This is a genomic window from Massilia sp. UYP32, assembly GCF_050434365.1.
In the GTDB taxonomy this organism is placed as follows: domain Bacteria; phylum Pseudomonadota; class Gammaproteobacteria; order Burkholderiales; family Burkholderiaceae_D; genus Telluria; species Telluria timonae.
The window spans coordinates 67,256-83,417 of sequence record NZ_JBNDIK010000024.1; the positions used below are offsets into that span (position 1 = coordinate 67,256).

The 16,162-nt window shown below is 63.4% G+C and carries 15 protein-coding genes and 1 tRNA gene; 5 read left to right on the forward strand and 11 right to left on the reverse strand.

Features of this window, described 5'->3' with window-relative positions; genetic code table 11:
- Positions 1-44 precede the first annotated feature (44 nt).
- Positions 45-134: transfer RNA gene (locus tag ABIB42_RS18885), tRNA-Ser, on the forward strand.
- A gap of 630 nt (positions 135-764) precedes the next feature.
- Here the strand turns inward: ABIB42_RS18885 and ABIB42_RS18890 are convergent.
- Positions 765-974 (reverse strand): hypothetical protein, encoded by a 210-nt coding sequence (locus tag ABIB42_RS18890; protein WP_005671309.1) that lies wholly within the window; start codon positions 972-974, stop codon positions 765-767.
- A 702-nt stretch (positions 975-1,676) separates the two neighbouring features.
- On the opposite strand from ABIB42_RS18890, the gene ABIB42_RS18895 reads away from it, so the two are divergent.
- Positions 1,677-2,612 carry a M48 family metalloprotease gene (locus ABIB42_RS18895; RefSeq protein ID WP_005671417.1) on the forward strand — a complete coding sequence of 312 codons (936 nt, stop codon included), beginning with the start codon at positions 1,677-1,679 and terminating at the stop codon, positions 2,610-2,612.
- Here the strand turns inward: ABIB42_RS18895 and ABIB42_RS18900 are convergent.
- The 3 genes from ABIB42_RS18900 to ABIB42_RS18910 all read right to left on the reverse strand — a co-directional run bounded on the left by ABIB42_RS18900 (position 2,595) and on the right by ABIB42_RS18910 (position 5,818).
- Positions 2,595-3,203 (reverse strand): TonB-dependent receptor plug domain-containing protein, encoded by a 609-nt coding sequence (locus tag ABIB42_RS18900; protein WP_005671416.1) that lies wholly within the window; start codon positions 3,201-3,203, stop codon positions 2,595-2,597. The two genes, ABIB42_RS18895 and ABIB42_RS18900, sit on opposite strands and share 18 nt — an antisense overlap.
- Positions 3,204-3,350: 147 nt before the next feature.
- The gene (locus ABIB42_RS18905) at positions 3,351-4,577 is read right to left on the reverse strand and encodes a glycosyltransferase (protein ID WP_005671414.1); all 1,227 of its coding nucleotides are present in this window, start codon (positions 4,575-4,577) and stop codon (positions 3,351-3,353) included.
- Positions 4,574-5,818, reverse strand: a complete 1,245-nt coding sequence (locus ABIB42_RS18910) for a glycosyltransferase (RefSeq protein ID WP_081590022.1) — start codon at positions 5,816-5,818, stop codon at positions 4,574-4,576. Before ABIB42_RS18910 ends, ABIB42_RS18905 begins: the two co-directional genes overlap by 4 nt.
- Positions 5,819-6,261: 443 nt before the next feature.
- On the opposite strand from ABIB42_RS18910, the gene tssA reads away from it, so the two are divergent.
- Entirely contained in the window at positions 6,262-7,470 is a 1,209-nt protein-coding gene (tssA, locus tag ABIB42_RS18915; protein ID WP_429248814.1) for a type VI secretion system protein TssA, read from the forward strand.
- Between the two features lie 39 nt (positions 7,471-7,509).
- Here tssA and ABIB42_RS18920 read toward each other — a convergent pair whose 3' ends face one another.
- A complete protein-coding gene (locus tag ABIB42_RS18920; protein ID WP_429248815.1) occupies positions 7,510-8,001 on the reverse strand; it encodes an META domain-containing protein in 492 nt (163 codons plus the stop codon).
- 107 nt (positions 8,002-8,108) lie between these two features.
- Here ABIB42_RS18920 and ABIB42_RS18925 point away from each other — a divergent pair, with 107 nt between their 5' ends.
- On the forward strand, positions 8,109-8,273 hold the full coding sequence (locus tag ABIB42_RS18925) for a hypothetical protein (protein WP_429248816.1): 165 nt from the start codon (positions 8,109-8,111) through the stop codon (positions 8,271-8,273).
- 33 nt (positions 8,274-8,306) lie between these two features.
- On the opposite strand, the gene ABIB42_RS18930 is transcribed toward ABIB42_RS18925, so the two are convergent.
- Entirely contained in the window at positions 8,307-9,389 is a 1,083-nt protein-coding gene (locus ABIB42_RS18930) for a sensor histidine kinase (protein WP_429248817.1), read from the reverse strand.
- 409 nt (positions 9,390-9,798) lie between these two features.
- On the opposite strand from ABIB42_RS18930, the gene ABIB42_RS18935 reads away from it, so the two are divergent.
- Complete coding sequence (locus tag ABIB42_RS18935) at positions 9,799-10,047, forward strand: hypothetical protein (RefSeq protein ID WP_429248818.1); 249 nt, start codon at positions 9,799-9,801, stop codon at positions 10,045-10,047.
- Between the two features lie 28 nt (positions 10,048-10,075).
- Here the strand turns inward: ABIB42_RS18935 and ABIB42_RS18940 are convergent, their stop codons facing one another.
- From ABIB42_RS18940 to ABIB42_RS18960, 5 genes are all read right to left on the reverse strand, one after another.
- Positions 10,076-10,780, reverse strand: a complete 705-nt coding sequence (locus ABIB42_RS18940) for a potassium channel family protein (protein ID WP_005671401.1) — start codon at positions 10,778-10,780, stop codon at positions 10,076-10,078.
- Positions 10,773-12,101, reverse strand: coding sequence for a TrkH family potassium uptake protein (locus ABIB42_RS18945; RefSeq protein WP_071363401.1), 1,329 nt, complete (start codon positions 12,099-12,101; stop codon positions 10,773-10,775). Before ABIB42_RS18945 ends, ABIB42_RS18940 begins: the two co-directional genes overlap by 8 nt.
- A 12-nt stretch (positions 12,102-12,113) precedes the next feature.
- Positions 12,114-13,334 carry a Na+/H+ antiporter NhaA gene (gene nhaA / locus ABIB42_RS18950; RefSeq protein WP_071363400.1) on the reverse strand — a complete coding sequence of 407 codons (1,221 nt, stop codon included), beginning with the start codon at positions 13,332-13,334 and terminating at the stop codon, positions 12,114-12,116.
- Positions 13,335-13,631: 297 nt separating this feature from the next.
- Positions 13,632-15,065 (reverse strand): carboxylesterase/lipase family protein, encoded by a 1,434-nt coding sequence (locus ABIB42_RS18955; RefSeq protein WP_429248819.1) that lies wholly within the window; start codon positions 15,063-15,065, stop codon positions 13,632-13,634.
- 62 nt (positions 15,066-15,127) lie between these two features.
- Positions 15,128-16,018 carry a LysR family transcriptional regulator gene (locus tag ABIB42_RS18960; protein WP_429248825.1) on the reverse strand — a complete coding sequence of 297 codons (891 nt, stop codon included), beginning with the start codon at positions 16,016-16,018 and terminating at the stop codon, positions 15,128-15,130.
- Between the last annotated feature and the right edge of the window lie 144 nt (positions 16,019-16,162).

A 16,162-nucleotide genomic window follows, 5' to 3' on the forward strand; every position in this document is an offset into this window, starting at 1 on the left:
GCCTCACCGCCTCTGATGATTTATGTATAATGCCGGTTCCCTAGGGAAGCGTGGCCGAGTGGTTGAAGGCAGCAGTCTTGAAAACTGCCGACGGGTGAAACCGTTCGTGAGTTCGAATCTCACCGCTTCCGCCAATTTTCATGATCAAGCCGTTGATTTTCGACGGCTTTTTTGTTTTCAGACTAATCATTTCCTCGCTGTGGATTTAATGATCTGGAGCCATCATTTTACAAGTTGCGGAGACGATCTCCGCAACTCCCGCCTTACCTCGTCGGCCTGACGACCTCGCCGACCCGCCTGTAGACCTTCTGTATGGTCTGTTTGTCCGTGCGGCCGAGCAGCTTGCTAGCATCGTCCAGGCTTGCAATTTCGCTGGTGGCTTTCGGCCGGATATCGCGGAACTGGGAGGCTTTGGTCCGGCGCGCCAAGTCTTTGTTGCGCTCTTTCTCCGGCAGGGCTGCAGTCGCAGCACGCGCGGCGTCGCGCCCCCGGCTGGGTGGGCGCGCGGTCGACGTGCAGCCAAATCCGCAACGCATGGCGCGTCTTGTTCTGGAGCACGTGGAGCTCGTCGTTCTTGATGTCGACCTGGCGCATCTTCAGGACGTCCGCCGGTGGCTGGCCGGAACGGTAGGCCAGGTCCATCGTGTCGCGCAGCGGCTGGCTGCCGGCGCCTGCACGGCATCCCAGACGTCGGCCTCGGCGTCGCGCGGCGCCTTGTTGTTCTTCCGCACGCCGCGGCACGGATTGTCTTTTTGGGTAAAGCCCTACTCGCGCGCCATGTTAAAGACGTGGGAGAGACGGGCGATCTCGCGGTTCGCGCGCACCGGCGCCGACCGCGCGTCGCGGTAGCGCGCGATGTGCTGCGGCAGGATTGCATCGATCGGCGCGGTGTCGAACACCGGCCGCAGCTTCGACAGGCAGAGCATGTTCTCGCGCGGCGTCGACGGCTTCTTTTTCGGCAGGATATCCCGCACGTATTAGTCGAACACGTACTTCATCAGCGACGCATCGGACGGCGTCTCTACGCACTCGAGCTCAGCCCATTTGCGTTTTGCGGCCACCGGGTCGGTGCCCAGCGGGATCTCGATCTGCTTTCCATCCGGCCCCGGCCGTATAGGTAATAGCCCGTCCAGATCTTGCCGGACTTAAGCGTCTTCTTGCGCGCGAGCATGCGCAGCTGCAACTTATTGCCGCTCGTTTTCGGTCTCATCGCCTAACCATAAACAAGACCGAGGCGGGCTATGCTGCCACGCTCGACGCCCGGCGTCACGCCGGCGTGGCTGACCGCAGTCAGACTAGAACGGTGGGGGCTTGCCCGTCACCCCCGAGCTTCGCGCCACCGCAAACCTGTTAGAGTCGCAGACCTAGCGCGTCCGGCACTTGCGCGAAGTGTCGGAATAAGCAGAGCCTTGGGCAGCGTCATAGAGACATGATCAGGTGCGACAGTCGAACAGACATCCAGTCAAAGCATGCGGGCATTTCAATAACCTTTGCTTTCCAATAAATAGAATTTATTTTGGTTTGTTATGCTGACAATTCTCTTTTTGGTTGCCTTATGGCAAAATTCAGGGAATTGCGAGAATTCGAGCAGGGCTTATCTGGCTCGTAGGGCAGCCAACGGATTATCCACTGCAGCGGCTGTGACCCGCATCGTTGACATCAAGGACTGATTTCTAATGCTGAGCATTAATCTATATGCTAAATTTGCGAGATGCAGCCTCATTACCTTATGGGCTGCCTTCATAATGGCATTGATTATCTCCATAATCTGCCACTATATGGGCATTGCGGGCACGTTGAAATCCTCTGCAAATGTAGTGTGTTTTGTGCTTGGTCTGCCTTTGCTAGTCACCATTCAGTATGTTCATGATGCTGTCGATAAGGTTGCCGGGCAACTCCAAGTCACGCTCGACGATGGGGTCAGACGGCGAATCGCCCCGATTGCGTCACAACTGGGCAGTGAAACACAGATCGGGTACTACCCCAGCGCAGAAATAAACGCATTCGCCATCTCGTCCGTGTTTGGCAAGAAAGCGCTGATCGCGTTTTCTACCGGACTGTTACAAGTCGCGAATGATCGCCAGCTGGTAGCCATTGCCGCTCACGAGATTGCGCATATCAATAACGGGGATTCGAGGAATAAGGCGTTCATCCTGGCTTTCAGCCATGCTGTTCGTATGTATCCTTGTATGTTATCGGAGCTATCCAAGGGAGTGCTGAGGAAATTTGCTTACGTGTTCAGCATTATGGGAGCTATTGTTGCGGCGTTAGCGTTTATTTTTCCGGAAGCAAGAGATAACTTCGCGGGGTTGCTTCCAGTGTTGTGGACCTTTGTTCGTATTCTGGCCTGGCCGGCTGGGATGATTGCCGTATACTTTGTCTTGAACCGCCTGTTAGAGCAGGCGTATTCCGCTTATAGCCGGGAGCGCGAGTTCGCTGCTGACGAGGGTGGCGCGGCGATGACTTCAACGCAGGAGCTGATTTCGGCCCTTTCCCTGCTGAGCGATGGCGAAAGCCAAATCGTCAGCGTTTTTGACACCCATCCACCGCTCGCGGCGCGTAAAAAGCGGCTCGGCGACCGAATACGCGAAAATTCACTCGAAATCCAGTAAGAAGCCGGTGGATGTAAGATCGAACGCGCTTGTTGAGAATGCGAATGTGTAATCCGTGGCGCTGCAGTTGCCGGGCCTGCGCATGTGGCTTTCGTCGGTCGGCTCGAAGTCCGTATGGTTGGCGCCGTAGCTCACCGGGGCCGAACCGCCCGCGCGCGCCTTCTTGAGCACGATGTTGATGACGCCGGCCACCGCATCGCTGCCGTACTGGGCGCCGGCGCCGTCGCGCAGGATCTCGATGTGGTCGATGGCGCCCGGCGGGATGGTGTTGACGTCGACCGGGACGATGCCGGCGAAGCTACTCTCGGTGTCGAGCACCGCAATCGCGTGGCAGCGCTTGCCGTTGACCAGCACCAGCACGTGGTCGGGCGCCAGGCCGCGCACCGAGTCGGCGGCGCCGCTTGACTCGATGCGCGGGAAGTTGATCGACGGCGCCAGTTGCTGCAGGGCCGCGCCCAGGTCGCCGCGGGTCAGCGCGTTCTCCACCTCGCGGGCGCCGAAGCGGTCGATCGGCACGGCGCTGTCGAACACGGTGCGGTTGCGCGCGCGCGAGCCGACGACGGTCACCTGGTCGATGGCCGCGAGGTTCACGGTGGGCGCATCGGCAGCGGCGGTAAGGTGGCGTCTGGATTCCTTGCGTGGTCTTGGCTGAACCACGATCTTACTAAAAAGGAATTTCTGTACCAGCAATCAATTGTCTATTTGCTTATGAGCGTAGTCGCACATGCAGTTGCGCGTTCACCGCGCGGACCCTCTGGCGGCCTCTGCCTTCGCTATCGCCTGGAAGTGTCCGGAGAGTCCTTCGGCCACCTTGTTCCAGGTATGCTCCAGCGCATACTTCCGTAACCGTGCAGGGCTCCAGGTTCGCGTCAAGGCCAGGTCAATCGCGTCGGCAAACGCCGCAGGTTCCCTGGTCTCGACCAGGACGCCCAGGTCGACCCCCGTGATAATTTCTGGTACGCCCCAGGTCCGGTGAGCAACCACCGGCGTCGAGCACGCCATGGCCTCGAGAATGACATTCGGCCAGCCTTCCTTCTCGCTGGCGAGGCAGAATACATCGGCGGCCGAGTACCAGGCATGCAACTCTGTGTTCGCCACCGGACCGGCCCAGATGACCCGGTCGGCGATCCCGAGGTCACTGGCCAGGGCGCGAAGCCCGGCTTCGCAGTCGCCTTCTTCGCCCCCTTTGCCGACGACGATCAAACTCAGGTCGCTGCGGCCCGCCGCCACCAGCATGGCATGGGCGCGCAGCAGGACGTCGACGCCCTTGCGCGGCACCAGGTGGGAAACCGACAGCAGATAGCGTTTGGCGCAGTCCAATCCGAGCATCCTGCGGGCGTCGTCCTTCGCGGTGGGATGAAAGCGCTCCGTGTCCACGCCGTTCGCCGAGGCGTATCCCTTGTCCGCGGGCGCGCCCAGGCGCACGGCGCCGTCCACCAGGGCCTTGGCGACGCCGACATAGCGCGCGCAGTGGCGCAGGGCAAACAGCACCTGGCGACGGCGTACCGGGAAGCGGTGCAGTTCATTGATATCGTGGCCGCGCAAGGTAACGACATAGGGCTTGCCAAGGACGCGGGACAACAGGGCGCCCGCAAACCCTTCCGGAAACGCCAGATGGCAATCGAGCACATCGAATTTCCCTTTCAGCCCATGCGATGCGATGAAGCGCCAGACCGCGAAGGCGAGAAACACGCCATCGAGCGGCTTGAGCATTGCCGGGATGGAGAAAAACTTCGGAAAATACGTGGGATACGCGTTCTCGTCAAATTGTGATGGAACCCGGCTCCGGTTGGCATAACGCGCGACATATGCTTCGCCAGGAAACCAGGGTATCGGCGACACCACGATCAGGTCGACGTGCCTGGACAGTGCGTCCAGCCGCTGCTTGACGAACTGCGCATGCACCGGCATGCGCGGATTCGGGAACATGGTGGAAATACAGAGGATGCGCACGCGGTCGGTCACAGGCCCTCCATGATGTCGGACAGGAAGCGATTGGCCTTTGCTTCCCAGCTCTCGCGTTGCAGGAAGGTCCTGAGGCCGGTGCATGGATGAATGGGTTTCGACGCGCTCGATGCGATCGCGGCCAGGGCCGATGCCACTGCTTGCGGAAATTCTTCCGGCCCTGCCAGCGTAAGATACTCGGCGAGTCGGATTGCTTCGGGCAGGGGGGATACGATGACCGGCTTGCCAGTGGCCAGGTATTCCTTGAGCTTGAGAGGATTGATGCTGTGCGTCGATTCACCGATCACATAGGGCAGGATGCACAGGTCGAAGTGGCCGACATGTCCGGGCAAGTCCGAATAAGGCACGGCGCCCATGAAGCGGATATTGGGCACATCGCGGAATTCGGCCGGATCCCGGTCCACGACCGGGCCGAGGATAACGAAGGTCGCGCGCGGTGACAAGCGTGCGGCGTTCTTCAGGGCCTGGCCATCGACACGGCGGTCGAAGACCCCGAACATTCCCACGAGCGGATGGGGCAAGGCCGCCAAAGGGCTGGATGGGTCGCATGTGACGTGGGAGAAGTGCGCCAGATCCACACCATGAGTCAGCAGGGTGGCGGTGTTCACGAACGATGAACGAGACGCGAGAATCGCGGCGGAGGACGCGATCATCAGGTCGCATGCATCCAGCGTTTCCTGCTCCAGGCGATGCACGGCGCGGCCATCGATGCCGTGCCAATGCGTGAAGTCGTCCACGCAATAATAGACTTTCCGCCTGAAGGCATGATCGCGGAAAAGACCAGGTACCGTGGGCGACGTACTCACCAGGATTGGTTGCTTGCCGGGGGCCACATGCCGCAGCGCCTTGTGCACTGCACGCGAGAGCAGGCGATGATTGAGCGCGGAAGATCTGGGGCCCCGAAAAGAAGGCCACATGACCGGGCTGAGGATATGGGGGGCGACGGCATCTTTGCCGGGGGGGACGCAAGCGCCATCTGCGGTGCGGTCGACTGCGCCCTTACGGGATACTCCTCCGATCCTCGCACCGGGGCAAACCCAGGTGCGCATGACCTGCATGGCCCTCTTGAAATCGTGCAGGTTGACGCGAGGCGTGCGCAATCCAATCGTGTTGACCCAAATGACTTGGGCTTGCGGAATAATCCTTCGGAATAAATGCTGGCAACTTGACGGGTGGCGGCCCCAGTCATCCGCGAACACGACAAATACGTACCTGGAAAGCTGATTGTTGGAAGCTGACATCCCGAAAGTTTTCTTGTTAATAATACAATCGGTATTGAACCTAGTTTTTTTCTTTTATACAAGAAAAATCTTTGTTTCTCGTTCGATGCGCTGTTGCGGCAAGGTTCATGGCGCGAGTCGGATGCCGGGCGCGGGTTTCCAGACATGCCGCCGTCGGCCATCATGCTCATGAAGAGTGAATCGCCGCGCATGATGTTCGAGCGGATATAGCCCATGTCCCTCGCGATTCGGCTGTCCAGCGAGCCAGGTGAGCACATGGCGCGCGTCAGCGCCACATTGCAGAGCGAGATCCTCACAAGTCGGGGCTTTTTTTCGTCATTCACGGCGAATAGCCGGCACGCTGCGCCATCCGCGCAAATGGAAGATTTCAAACGACAAAAAACACAAGGACCGATCCCGTCACGGGCGCAATAATCGTGTCGGACCATCCATCATTTTTCCACATGACCGACATGAACGTTACCCAGCCAAGCCCACCGCTTAGCGCCGAACACCGCAGCGAACTGGAGTCGCTCCTCCACCCGATCAGGGAGGACCTGCCCACCGGACCGCCAATCCGCTTCGATCCTATCTTTGACAGATTACGCGAGGCGCGCCGGGAAGACGATCCGAGTCTGCCGATGGGCGTGTGGGAGCAGCCTCTGAAGCGTGCCGATTGGGCCCAAACCGAGGCGCTCTGCAAGATGACGTTGAGCGGGTACGCCAAGGATCTGCAGATCGCCGCCTGGCTCACCGAAGCCTGGACGCGCCAGCATGGGTTCGAAGGGCTCTTGCGCGGGCTGCTGCTGGTAGAGGGGCTGCTCGTGCGCTTCTGGGAGACCGTGCATCCGCAGGTGGACGAGGATGGCGATCCCAGATTGCGCGTGGCGCCGCTGGAGTGGATGAACAGCTCGTTGGCGACGACGATCAGGATTCACGTTCCGGTGCTGGGCCAATCCGGCGAGCAGCTCGGGCGATTCAGCCTGGCGGACTGGGAACGTATGTCGAGCGACGCTTCGTCGCCGGCCGCGCAACAGCGGGCGCGAAGGGCGGCGGACGAAAGCGGCCAGCCGCTGCAGACGCGTGCCGACGTCATCGACCATGTCAAATCCCATCGGGGCGCGGACGCGGAGCGCAGCCTTCAGCAGGTCCGCCATTGCATGGTGGCCGTGCTGTCGATCGCCAGCGTGACCCAAGCGCGCCTGGGTGAGGATGCGCCGGACATGTCGAGGCTGAGCGATACGCTGCGTGCGGTCGAGCGGGTATTGCTGCAACTTGGTGCCACCGGCGAACCCGGCATCGTCGCTCAGGATGCGACGCAGGCGCAGCTCGGCGCGGTCGCAGGCAAGACCCTGCATGAGGAAGCGATGCCCGGCGATGCTGCCCAGACGAGCGACACGTCGACAGGCGAGGCTTCGCCGCCGGATGCGGCAGAACTGCTCGGCCGGCGTATCGACGCCATCTGCAAGGCGGCGGGAATCCATGCTCCAGGCAACGCCGAGCGCCTGATGGCGATGCAGATCGGACTGCTGCACGATCAAAATACGATCCTGCAAGGCGCCACGAAGAGCGCGGCGGGACAGGGGCGCAGCCAGGCCGGCGCGGATGCCGTTTGCGATGACTTTACCGCGCTCGTAGGCGCCGTGCTGTCCGGTGCTGTGCCGACGAGGTAGACCGGCGCCGTTCGATTCGATGCGAGCAATCTGAAACGTTCACTGCGTGGGCTGTATGGCGGTCTCCGGTTTCCAGACATAGATGCCGCCATCGGCCATCAAGCTCAAGGACAGCGTGTCTCCCTGCATCATGTATGAGCGAACATAGCCCATATCCCGGGCGATGCGGCTGTCGAGCGACCCCGGTGGACACATCGCCCGCGTCATCGCCACGTTGCCAAAAGTGATTGCGCCCCGGCCCGGTTCACTGGGCCCAACGGTGTATGACGTCGAGCCCCGGTTGCAATCCAGCTGGAACGCGGCGCGGCCGTCCGGCGTCAGCCGCATGGTATAGACCCGGTCGGGATGCGGGCGGGTCGTGCCCTGGGCGTCGTCCATCGACTGGATGTCGTGCAGGCGCCAGGTCGTGCCGGTCAAGCCGATGGCCTGGGTGTCCCGCGCGACGGGATCGGTCGACGGCGCCGTGCCGGTGCTGCAGGCGGCGCACAAGATGGTCGCGAGCGCGACCGTGATGCTCGATGGTTTCAACATGGTTGGATCCTTACGCATGTCCGGAAGTGTTCCGGTTTATTTTTCGGGTGGTTTTTGTCATCATCCCATCCTGTCGTCGAGAGCAGGTGCACTGTTGGCTCCAACCGATGAGCGAGGGCGCTACGCTTGCAGCGCATTACTCGGCGCCGCCGAGCACGGTCAACGGCGTGCCGGTCGCGCCCTCGCTCAGCGGCGACTGCGTCAAGGTATATCAGATGCGTAATGCCGCCCGCAAGGGAGCGGAGGCGCGCTACGAGCTCAGGGTCCGGTGACGCGCGGCCGGGGCCGTCGGCATGGCCGCTATCCTATTGCCCGACATAGGGACGGGCATCGATCGGCAGACTCACGGTGAACGCCGTCCCGCGTCGCTCGGCGCTGTCGACGATGACCGAGCCGCCATGGCTTTCGGCGACGTGCCGGACATAGGGCAAGCCCAGGCCCCATCCCGTGACGTTCACGTCTTCGATACGGTGGAACGCCTGGAACAGCCGTTCCAGCTCTGGTTCGGGAATGGGCTTGCCCTCGTTATGCACCGCCAGCAATACCTGGGACTCGTTGCGGGCGACACGCACCGTGATCGGGCGCGACGCGTCGCCGTATTTCCTTGCGTTCGACACCAGGTTCTCGAGGACGCGCCTGAGCGACACGCGGCACCAGTAGCCCTCGATCCGTTCGCCGTCGACCTTCACCTGCTGGCCGGACAGGGGAAGATCTGCGCAGACCTCTTCGACCATGCTCATGATGTCGAAGCGCGCGATGTCGAGCTTCAGTTTCGCCTTGCCCTTCAACACGGCCGCGTCGAGCAGCGTCTGGATCATGGCGTCGGTCTCCGCGATCTTGGCGCAGATGCGTTGCGCCAGGCCCGTGATGCCGGGGTCGCTGGTCTTGAGCTGGATCAGCTGGGCGGAAGCGTTCGCGACGTGCAGCGGATTGCGCAGGTCGTGGGACAGCGTCGCGATGAACGTTTCACTGACCTCGCGGTTGAATGCGTTGTACCCGCTGATCGACTCGCGTGCCGCTTCCTCGATCGAGTGTCCGATCACCTCCGCATCGTGTTTGCTCAGCGGCAGCCGCCGTGCCGCCGCGACGCCGAACAACACCTCGCGAAAGATCTGCAGTTCGTGGATGAGCTCGTGCGGGCCGTAATCGGTCATGTTGGCCCGTTCCCGTCCATGGGCGATGGCGAGATTCGTGCCTGCCGTGGCGAACGGGCGCGGCGCGCCCGCCACCAGGGATTGTGCGATGTTGTCGTAGAGCGAGGGCAGGGTGTTGACCAGGATCGGTTCGCCCAGACGGGTCGCCGAGGGGATTTCCGCCGTGACCCGCGCGCTCCATTGTTCCAGGACGACGTCGCGCAGTTCGAGGAAAGTGGATGCCAGTTCGGACATCGGGATATCCGCGTTGCCTGGGTCGCTAGTCGTCATATCCGCTGTATCGTGTGGTCTGCTGCTGGAAGGCGCCGCCGAACTGCAGGGCGATGCAATGGAGTTTCACCGTATTTCCGAGGACACGACAACGGGCCGGTCCAGTGCGCCGCGACTGGCCCAGGCTGTCGGATTTCCTTGAACGTATTGTTACATGGGCATCCATACGGGGTCGCACGCGAACCCGCCTTCCCGCCTGGACGGCAAGACATGGGCGTGTGCTCCTACATCAACCGGTTCAGCGCCTATGCAGTGAACCGCTGATTTCGGAACTTCAACGGAATTGATGTGCGGATAAGGCCGATGCCGCCTAGAATGCGCCGTCGCTTTTGCGTTGCCGGGCCGCGGCAACCGGGCTTTTCAAGGGAGGCAGATGTCGGTCGTTCTGGTCGTCGAGCCACAGCTGTTCAGTACTCAAGCGCTGTCGAAGCAATTCGGTCACGCCCGCATCGTTCTTCATAGCGCCACGCCGGCGCGCGCGGTCGCCATCCTGCAGGCGGTGATGGTCGACACGGTCGTCATTCCCGACTGCAAGATAGAGGAAGCCGACTATGCGATGCTGCTGTCGGTCATGCGGCTGATCGCACCCGCATCGACCTTGATCTGCCTGCCTTGCGGCTAGACCGTTCTCCGGCGATCGCGGTCGGGCCCTAGGCCGACTTGCGCTTCTTGCCTCCCGCCGCGAACATCTCGATCTTCTTGGTCGGCCCCGACACGATCAACAGGTCGGCCGAGCGGATCGTCGTATCCGCCAGCGCATGCTGGAAATCCTCGTTGGCGCGCTTGACGCCCACCACGGTCACGCCGAAGCGGCTGCGCACATGGGCTTCGGCCAGCGTCCGGTTATGCGTCTCCGCTGGCGCATGGATCTTCGCGATCGCAAAGCCGTCCTCGAACTCGATGAAGTCCATCATGCGCCCCGTGATCAGGTGCGCCACGCGCGCGCCCATGTCGGCCTCGGGGTAGATCACGTGGTGGGCGCCGATGCGCTGGGCGATCTGGCCGTGCTCCGGCGTCATCGCCTTGACCCAGATGTCCTTGATCCCCAGTTCGGTCAACACCATCAGGGTCATCAGGCTGGCCGCCAGGTCCGAGCCGATGCCGACGATCGCGTGCGAAAAATCGGCCACGCCCAGCTGCAGCATCACGTTCTCGTTGGTCGAGTCGGCCTGCACGGCGTGGGTCAGGCGGTCGCCCCAGATCTGCACCAGGTCTTCGCGCGTGTCGATGCCCATCACGTCGTGGCCCAGGCGCATCAGCGACTGCGCCACCGCGCCCCCGAAGCGCCCCAAGCCGATGACGACTACGCTGTCGCCGGCGGAAAACGCGAACTGCTCTGTGAAAATTCTACCCAACAATTGGATGCTCCTCAGGATAACGGTAAGGCATGCGCCGCTCGCCCAGCACCAGCGAGGTCGCGAAGGTGATCGTGCCCACCCGGCCCACGAACATCAGCAGGGCCAGCACCAGCTGGCCGGTGACGGGCAGGTCGGCGGTGATGCCGGTCGACAGGCCGGCGCTGCCGAAGGCCGCGATGACCTCGAAAATGACCTGGTCGGTCGGGAAGTGCGAGATGCGCAGCAGGGCCACCGTGCCGAAGGCAACGATGACGCTGCCCAGCACCAGCACCGTGATCGCCTGGCGCTGGGCGGACGTGCCGACGCGGCGCCCGAACGCCTCGGTGTCGGTGTGGCCCTTCGCCTCGGCGATCACCAGCAGCACCAGCACCGCCACGGTGCCCACCTTGACCCCGCCCGCGGTGCCCGCGCTGCCGCCGCCGATGAACATCAAAAAATAATGCAGGGCCCAGGTTTCGCGGGTCAGCGCCGCCACGTCGACGGTGTTGAAGCCCGAGGTGCGCGCCGCCGCCGACATGAACATGCCGTTCATGAGCTTGTCGAACAGGCCGAAGGCGCCCAGCGTCTGCGGATTCTTCCATTCGAACAGCAGGATGGCGACGTAGCCCAGCAACAGCAGGATCAGGGTGCCGGACAGGGTCAGCTTGGTGTGCAGCGACCAGTGGCGCGGATCGCGGAAGCGGTGGCGCAGGTCGTGCAGCACCGGAAAGCCCACGCCGCCGATGATGGCGGCGAGCATCACCGGCAGCAGGATGCCGGCGTCGCCCGCGTAGCGCACCATGCTGTCGGGGTGGATCGAGAAGCCGGCGTTGTTGAAGGCCGACACCGCGTGGAACAGGCCTACCCAGCCGGCGTCGTTCCAGGCCAGGCCGTAGTCGGCGCGCAGCCTGAGCGTCAGGATCGCCGCGATCGCCAGCTGGAACAGCACCGACACCACCAGCACCACCCGCGCAACGCTCGAGATGTCGCCCATGCCGATCGAGCGCGTTTCGGTCTGGGTCATCAGGCGCGTGCGCAGCTTGGGCGAGCGGTTCACCATCAGGCCGAGCAGCGTGGCGGCGGTCATCATGCCCAGGCCGCCCAGCAGGAACAGCACCATGATGGTCGCCTGGCCGAAGCCGGACCAGTAGGTGCCGGTGTCGACCAGCACCAGCCCGGTCACGCACACCGCCGACACCGCCGTGAAGAAGGCGACCATCAGCGGCGCGGCGCTGCCGTCGGGGCGCGCCAGCGGCAGCATCAGCATGGCGGTGCCCGCGAGGATCGCCAGCAGGAAGCCCAGCGCGACGGCGCGCGCGGGATGGATGACCTTGTTCATCGGCAGTGTCGTTTATTGCGTTTGCGCGGGCGGATCCTGGTCGAAGTCCATGGTGTCGAGGTCGGGGTCGGACGCCAGCGGCGCGCCCATGAACTTGAGCCAGATGAAGCCGATCGTGCCGGCGATCACCGACGCGGCCAGGATCGACATCTTCGAGGCGTTGATGATATCCGCATGTCCCACGAAGGCGAGGTTCGTGATGAAGATCGACATCGTGAAGCCGATGCCGCCCAGCATGCCGGCGCCCAGCACGTGGCGCCAGGCCAGGTCGAGCGGCAGGCGGCACACGCCGATCGCGACCGCCGCGAAGCTGAACAGCAGGATGCCGACCGGCTTGCCCAGCACCAGGCCGACCAGGATGCCGAGGCTGTTGAGGGAGCTCAGTTCGCCGGCCCAGTCGGCGCCGATGACGATGCCGGTATTGGCCAGCGCAAAGATCGGCAGGATCAGGAAGGCCACCGGTTTGTGCAGCACGTGTTCCAGTTGGTGCGACGGCGAAGCGGCGTCGTCCTCCTGCGCGGAATAGGGGATGGTGAAGGCCAGCAGCACTCCGGCGATGGTGGCGTGCACGCCCGACTTGAGCATCAGGAACCACATCAGCGCGCCGCCCAGCAGATAGGGCCACAGCGCCAGGACGCGCAGGCGCTTGTTCATCAGGCGCAGCGCCACGAACACCGCGAGCGCGCCCACCAGGTAGGCGACCGACAGCTGGGCGGTGTAGAACACGGCGATGACGATAATCGCGCCCAGGTCGTCCATCACGGCCAGCGCGGTCAGGAACACCTTGAGCGAGGCCGGCACCCGCTTGCCCAGCAGGGCCAGCACGCCGAGCGCGAAGGCGATGTCGGTGGCCATCGGGATGCCGACGCCGGCTTGCGTCGGCGTGCCGCCGTTGAGGGCGAAGTGGATTCCGGCCGGCACCGCGATGCCGCCGGCCGCCGCCAGGATCGGCAGCATGGCGTTGCGCAGGTCGGACAGTTCGCCGTTATACAGCTCGCGCTTGAGTTCCAGGCCGACCAGCAGGAAGAAGATCGCCATCAGGGCGTCGTTGATCCACAGTTCGACCGTCAGGCCGCCGAGCGGAATGTGCCAGAAGCCCAGGTAGGAAGCGCCCCAGGTTGAATTGGCGATGGCCAGGGACACGAGGGTGCACAGGATCAGGATGGCGCCGCCGGCCTTGCCCGATGCAATGAATTCTTGGAATGTATTGGAGAGTCGTCGTTCGATGCGCATAAATGTTTTCCAGCCGCGACGGCGTGCATGCCGTCCGGTATGTCTCATGAATTGGCGGCCCACGGGCCGGCATGGCCTGCGGTCAGTGAAGGTGGAAAGCGATGCGGCCACGATATGGCCGAAATGGTGAGAGGATGCGTGAGAGGTGACATGATGACGTGCGTAACCGAGCCGCGTGGCGGCCCGACCAGCGCAAATCCTGTCATACCTGAGCGGTATGATCACCCAGGCAATATTATAGACGATGGCGCCGCCGGTGCGGCGCCCTGGAGACTCCTGTATCCGCCCGGCGCAGGTTCAACGACGGGTCGCGGCCGCCGCGTCGATCTCGGCGCCCCATGGATCCTCGAGCGCCACCGGCTTGCCTTGGGCCGAGAAGTCCATGATTCGATCGCTCGAACGCGCGTAGCGCGGCCATGCCGGCAAGCCCGCGCCATTCGGATCGCCGCGCCTGGCGAAGTTCACCATATACGTGCTCATCGCCTTGCCGACGGCGATGTCCTTGCCGGTCGCCTGCGCGCCGTACTTGACCGCCACCGTATCGAAGAAGAAGGGGATGTCGGTCGCATGGCCGGCGCCGGCGCCGGGCTTGGCGATCGAGTCGGCCACGTAGGAGAAGCGGTAGGCGTACACCGGCACGCCGTGGTCGGCCAGGGTCGCCGCCAGGCTGCGCGCGCCGGCGACCATATAGCCGGTCTTGCCGCCGATGTCGGCGCTGGTGGCGCCGATCATCACCGGCACCTGGTGCATGCGGCCGGCGCGGAAGGCGGCGCCGGAGTCGATCGCCAGCCTGCCGTCGGCAAACGGGCCATGATAGGTCGGCATGCCCTGCATCCTGAAGTTGGCCAGGTTCATCCCGTCGACGACGCTGTCGGCCGGCAGCGCGCGCAGTTTCTCGAGCGCCTTCGGATCGTCGGCGGCGATGCCCTTACCGGCGGCGAAATTCACGCCCGTCTTTTCGGCGCCCGCCAGCGGCGTCCGCGCGGTGCCGCCGTCGCCGCCCGACATCACCACCGCCTTGGCGAACAGCCCCCGGCTCTGTGGCGACGTGAGCAGGAAATTGACCGACATGCCGCCGGCCGATTCGCCGCTGATGGTGACGTTGTCGGGATCGCCGCCAAAGGCCGCCACGTTGCGCTTGACCCACTGCAGCGCCGCGATCTGGTCCATGAAGCCGTAGTTGCCGAGTGCGGCCGTCTGACCGGCTTCCTGCGTCAGTTGCGGATGGGCGAAGAAGCCGAAGCGGCCGATGCGGTAATTGAAGCTGACCACCACCACGCCCTGTTTCGCCAGCTCCGCGCCGGAATAGGTCGGCGGCGACGAGCCGCCGTTGACGAAGCCGCCGCCATAGATCCAGACCAGCACCGGCAATTTTCTCTCGCTGTTACCCTTGTCCTCGGCCGGTTTCCAGACGTTCAGGTACAGGCAGTCTTCATCGGGCTTGGTGCCGAGCGGCGCGGCGTCGCTGGGGAAGGGCAGTTGCATGCAGTCAGCCGCGTAGCTGCTTGCCTGGCGCACTCCGGTCCAGGGCTGCACCGGCTGCGGCGCGCGCCAGCGCAGCTTGCCCACCGGCGGGGCGGCGAAGGGGATGCCTTTCCAGCTGGCGATGCCGGCGTCGACCTTGCCTTCCACCTTGCCGCTGTCGATCGTCGCCACTGGACCCGCGAGCGATAGTGGCGCAATCACGGCCAGTGCGGCGGCAAGCAAGGGGTAGAAGGCGGAACGCGGCATCGGGGTCTCCTGTGAAATAGTGTAATCGTGTTTCATGGTAACCGATCAGTCAGCCGGATCAATCAGCCGAAGCCGGCGAACGCTTCCTTGAGGAAGTCGACGAATACCCGCACCCGTGGCGACAGCTGGCGGCTCTGCGGATACAGCACATACACGGGCAGGGCCGGCGGCGCGAGCGCGGGCAGCAGCACTTCCAGTTCGCCCCTGGTCAGTTCGTGCTCGACGCGGTAGCGCGGCACCTGCACGATGCCGAGGCCGGCGAGTGCGCCGGCCGTGTACATATCGGCGCCGGTGACCGACACCGGGGCGGGCAGGGTCAGTTGCCGCAGCGCGCCGTCAACCAGGAATTCGAGCGGATAGGGCCGGCCGGTGGCGGACGAGATGAAGTTGACGGCCTGGTGCCGGTCCAGCTCATCGAGCGTGGCGGGCCGGCCATGGCGCGCCAGGTAGGACGGGCTGGCGCAGGTCACCTGCGCGATCTGCGTGATTTGCCGGGCGACCATCGATGAATCCTGCAGATTGCCGACGCGCAGCACGCAATCGATGCCTTCGCGCACCAGGTCGACCAGCCGGTCGCCTTCGCCGATCTGCAGCTCGATGCCCGGATAGCGCGCCAGGAAGGCCGGCAGGCGCGGCGCCACGACCCGGCGCGCCAGCGTGGCTTGCAGGTTTACACGCAGCAAGCCAGTCGGGGTGGCGCGGGTGAAAACGCTTTCCATTTCGCCGAGGTCGGCCAGCAGGCGCACGCAGCGCTCGTAATACGCCGCGCCGTCGAGCGTCGGCGCGACCACGCGCGTGGTGCGTTCGAGCAGGCGGGTGGCGAGCCGCGCTTCCAGGCGCTTGATCGCATTCGTCACGGTGGCGCGCGGCAGCGACAGTTCCTCGGCCGCCAGCGTAAAGCTGCGCCGCTCCACGATGCGCGTGAAGATCTGCATCTCCTGGAAGCGGTCCATATGCGTGGTCATTGCTATCGTCCTTGTGCCAGTCGGTAAAACCGGATAGTGACATGGGAGAATGTCTTATTCCCATATTCGATTTTTCCGAAAATGCTTGTACTAAAATGGCGAAAAATGAATACAATTTTTTGCTAAAAGAAA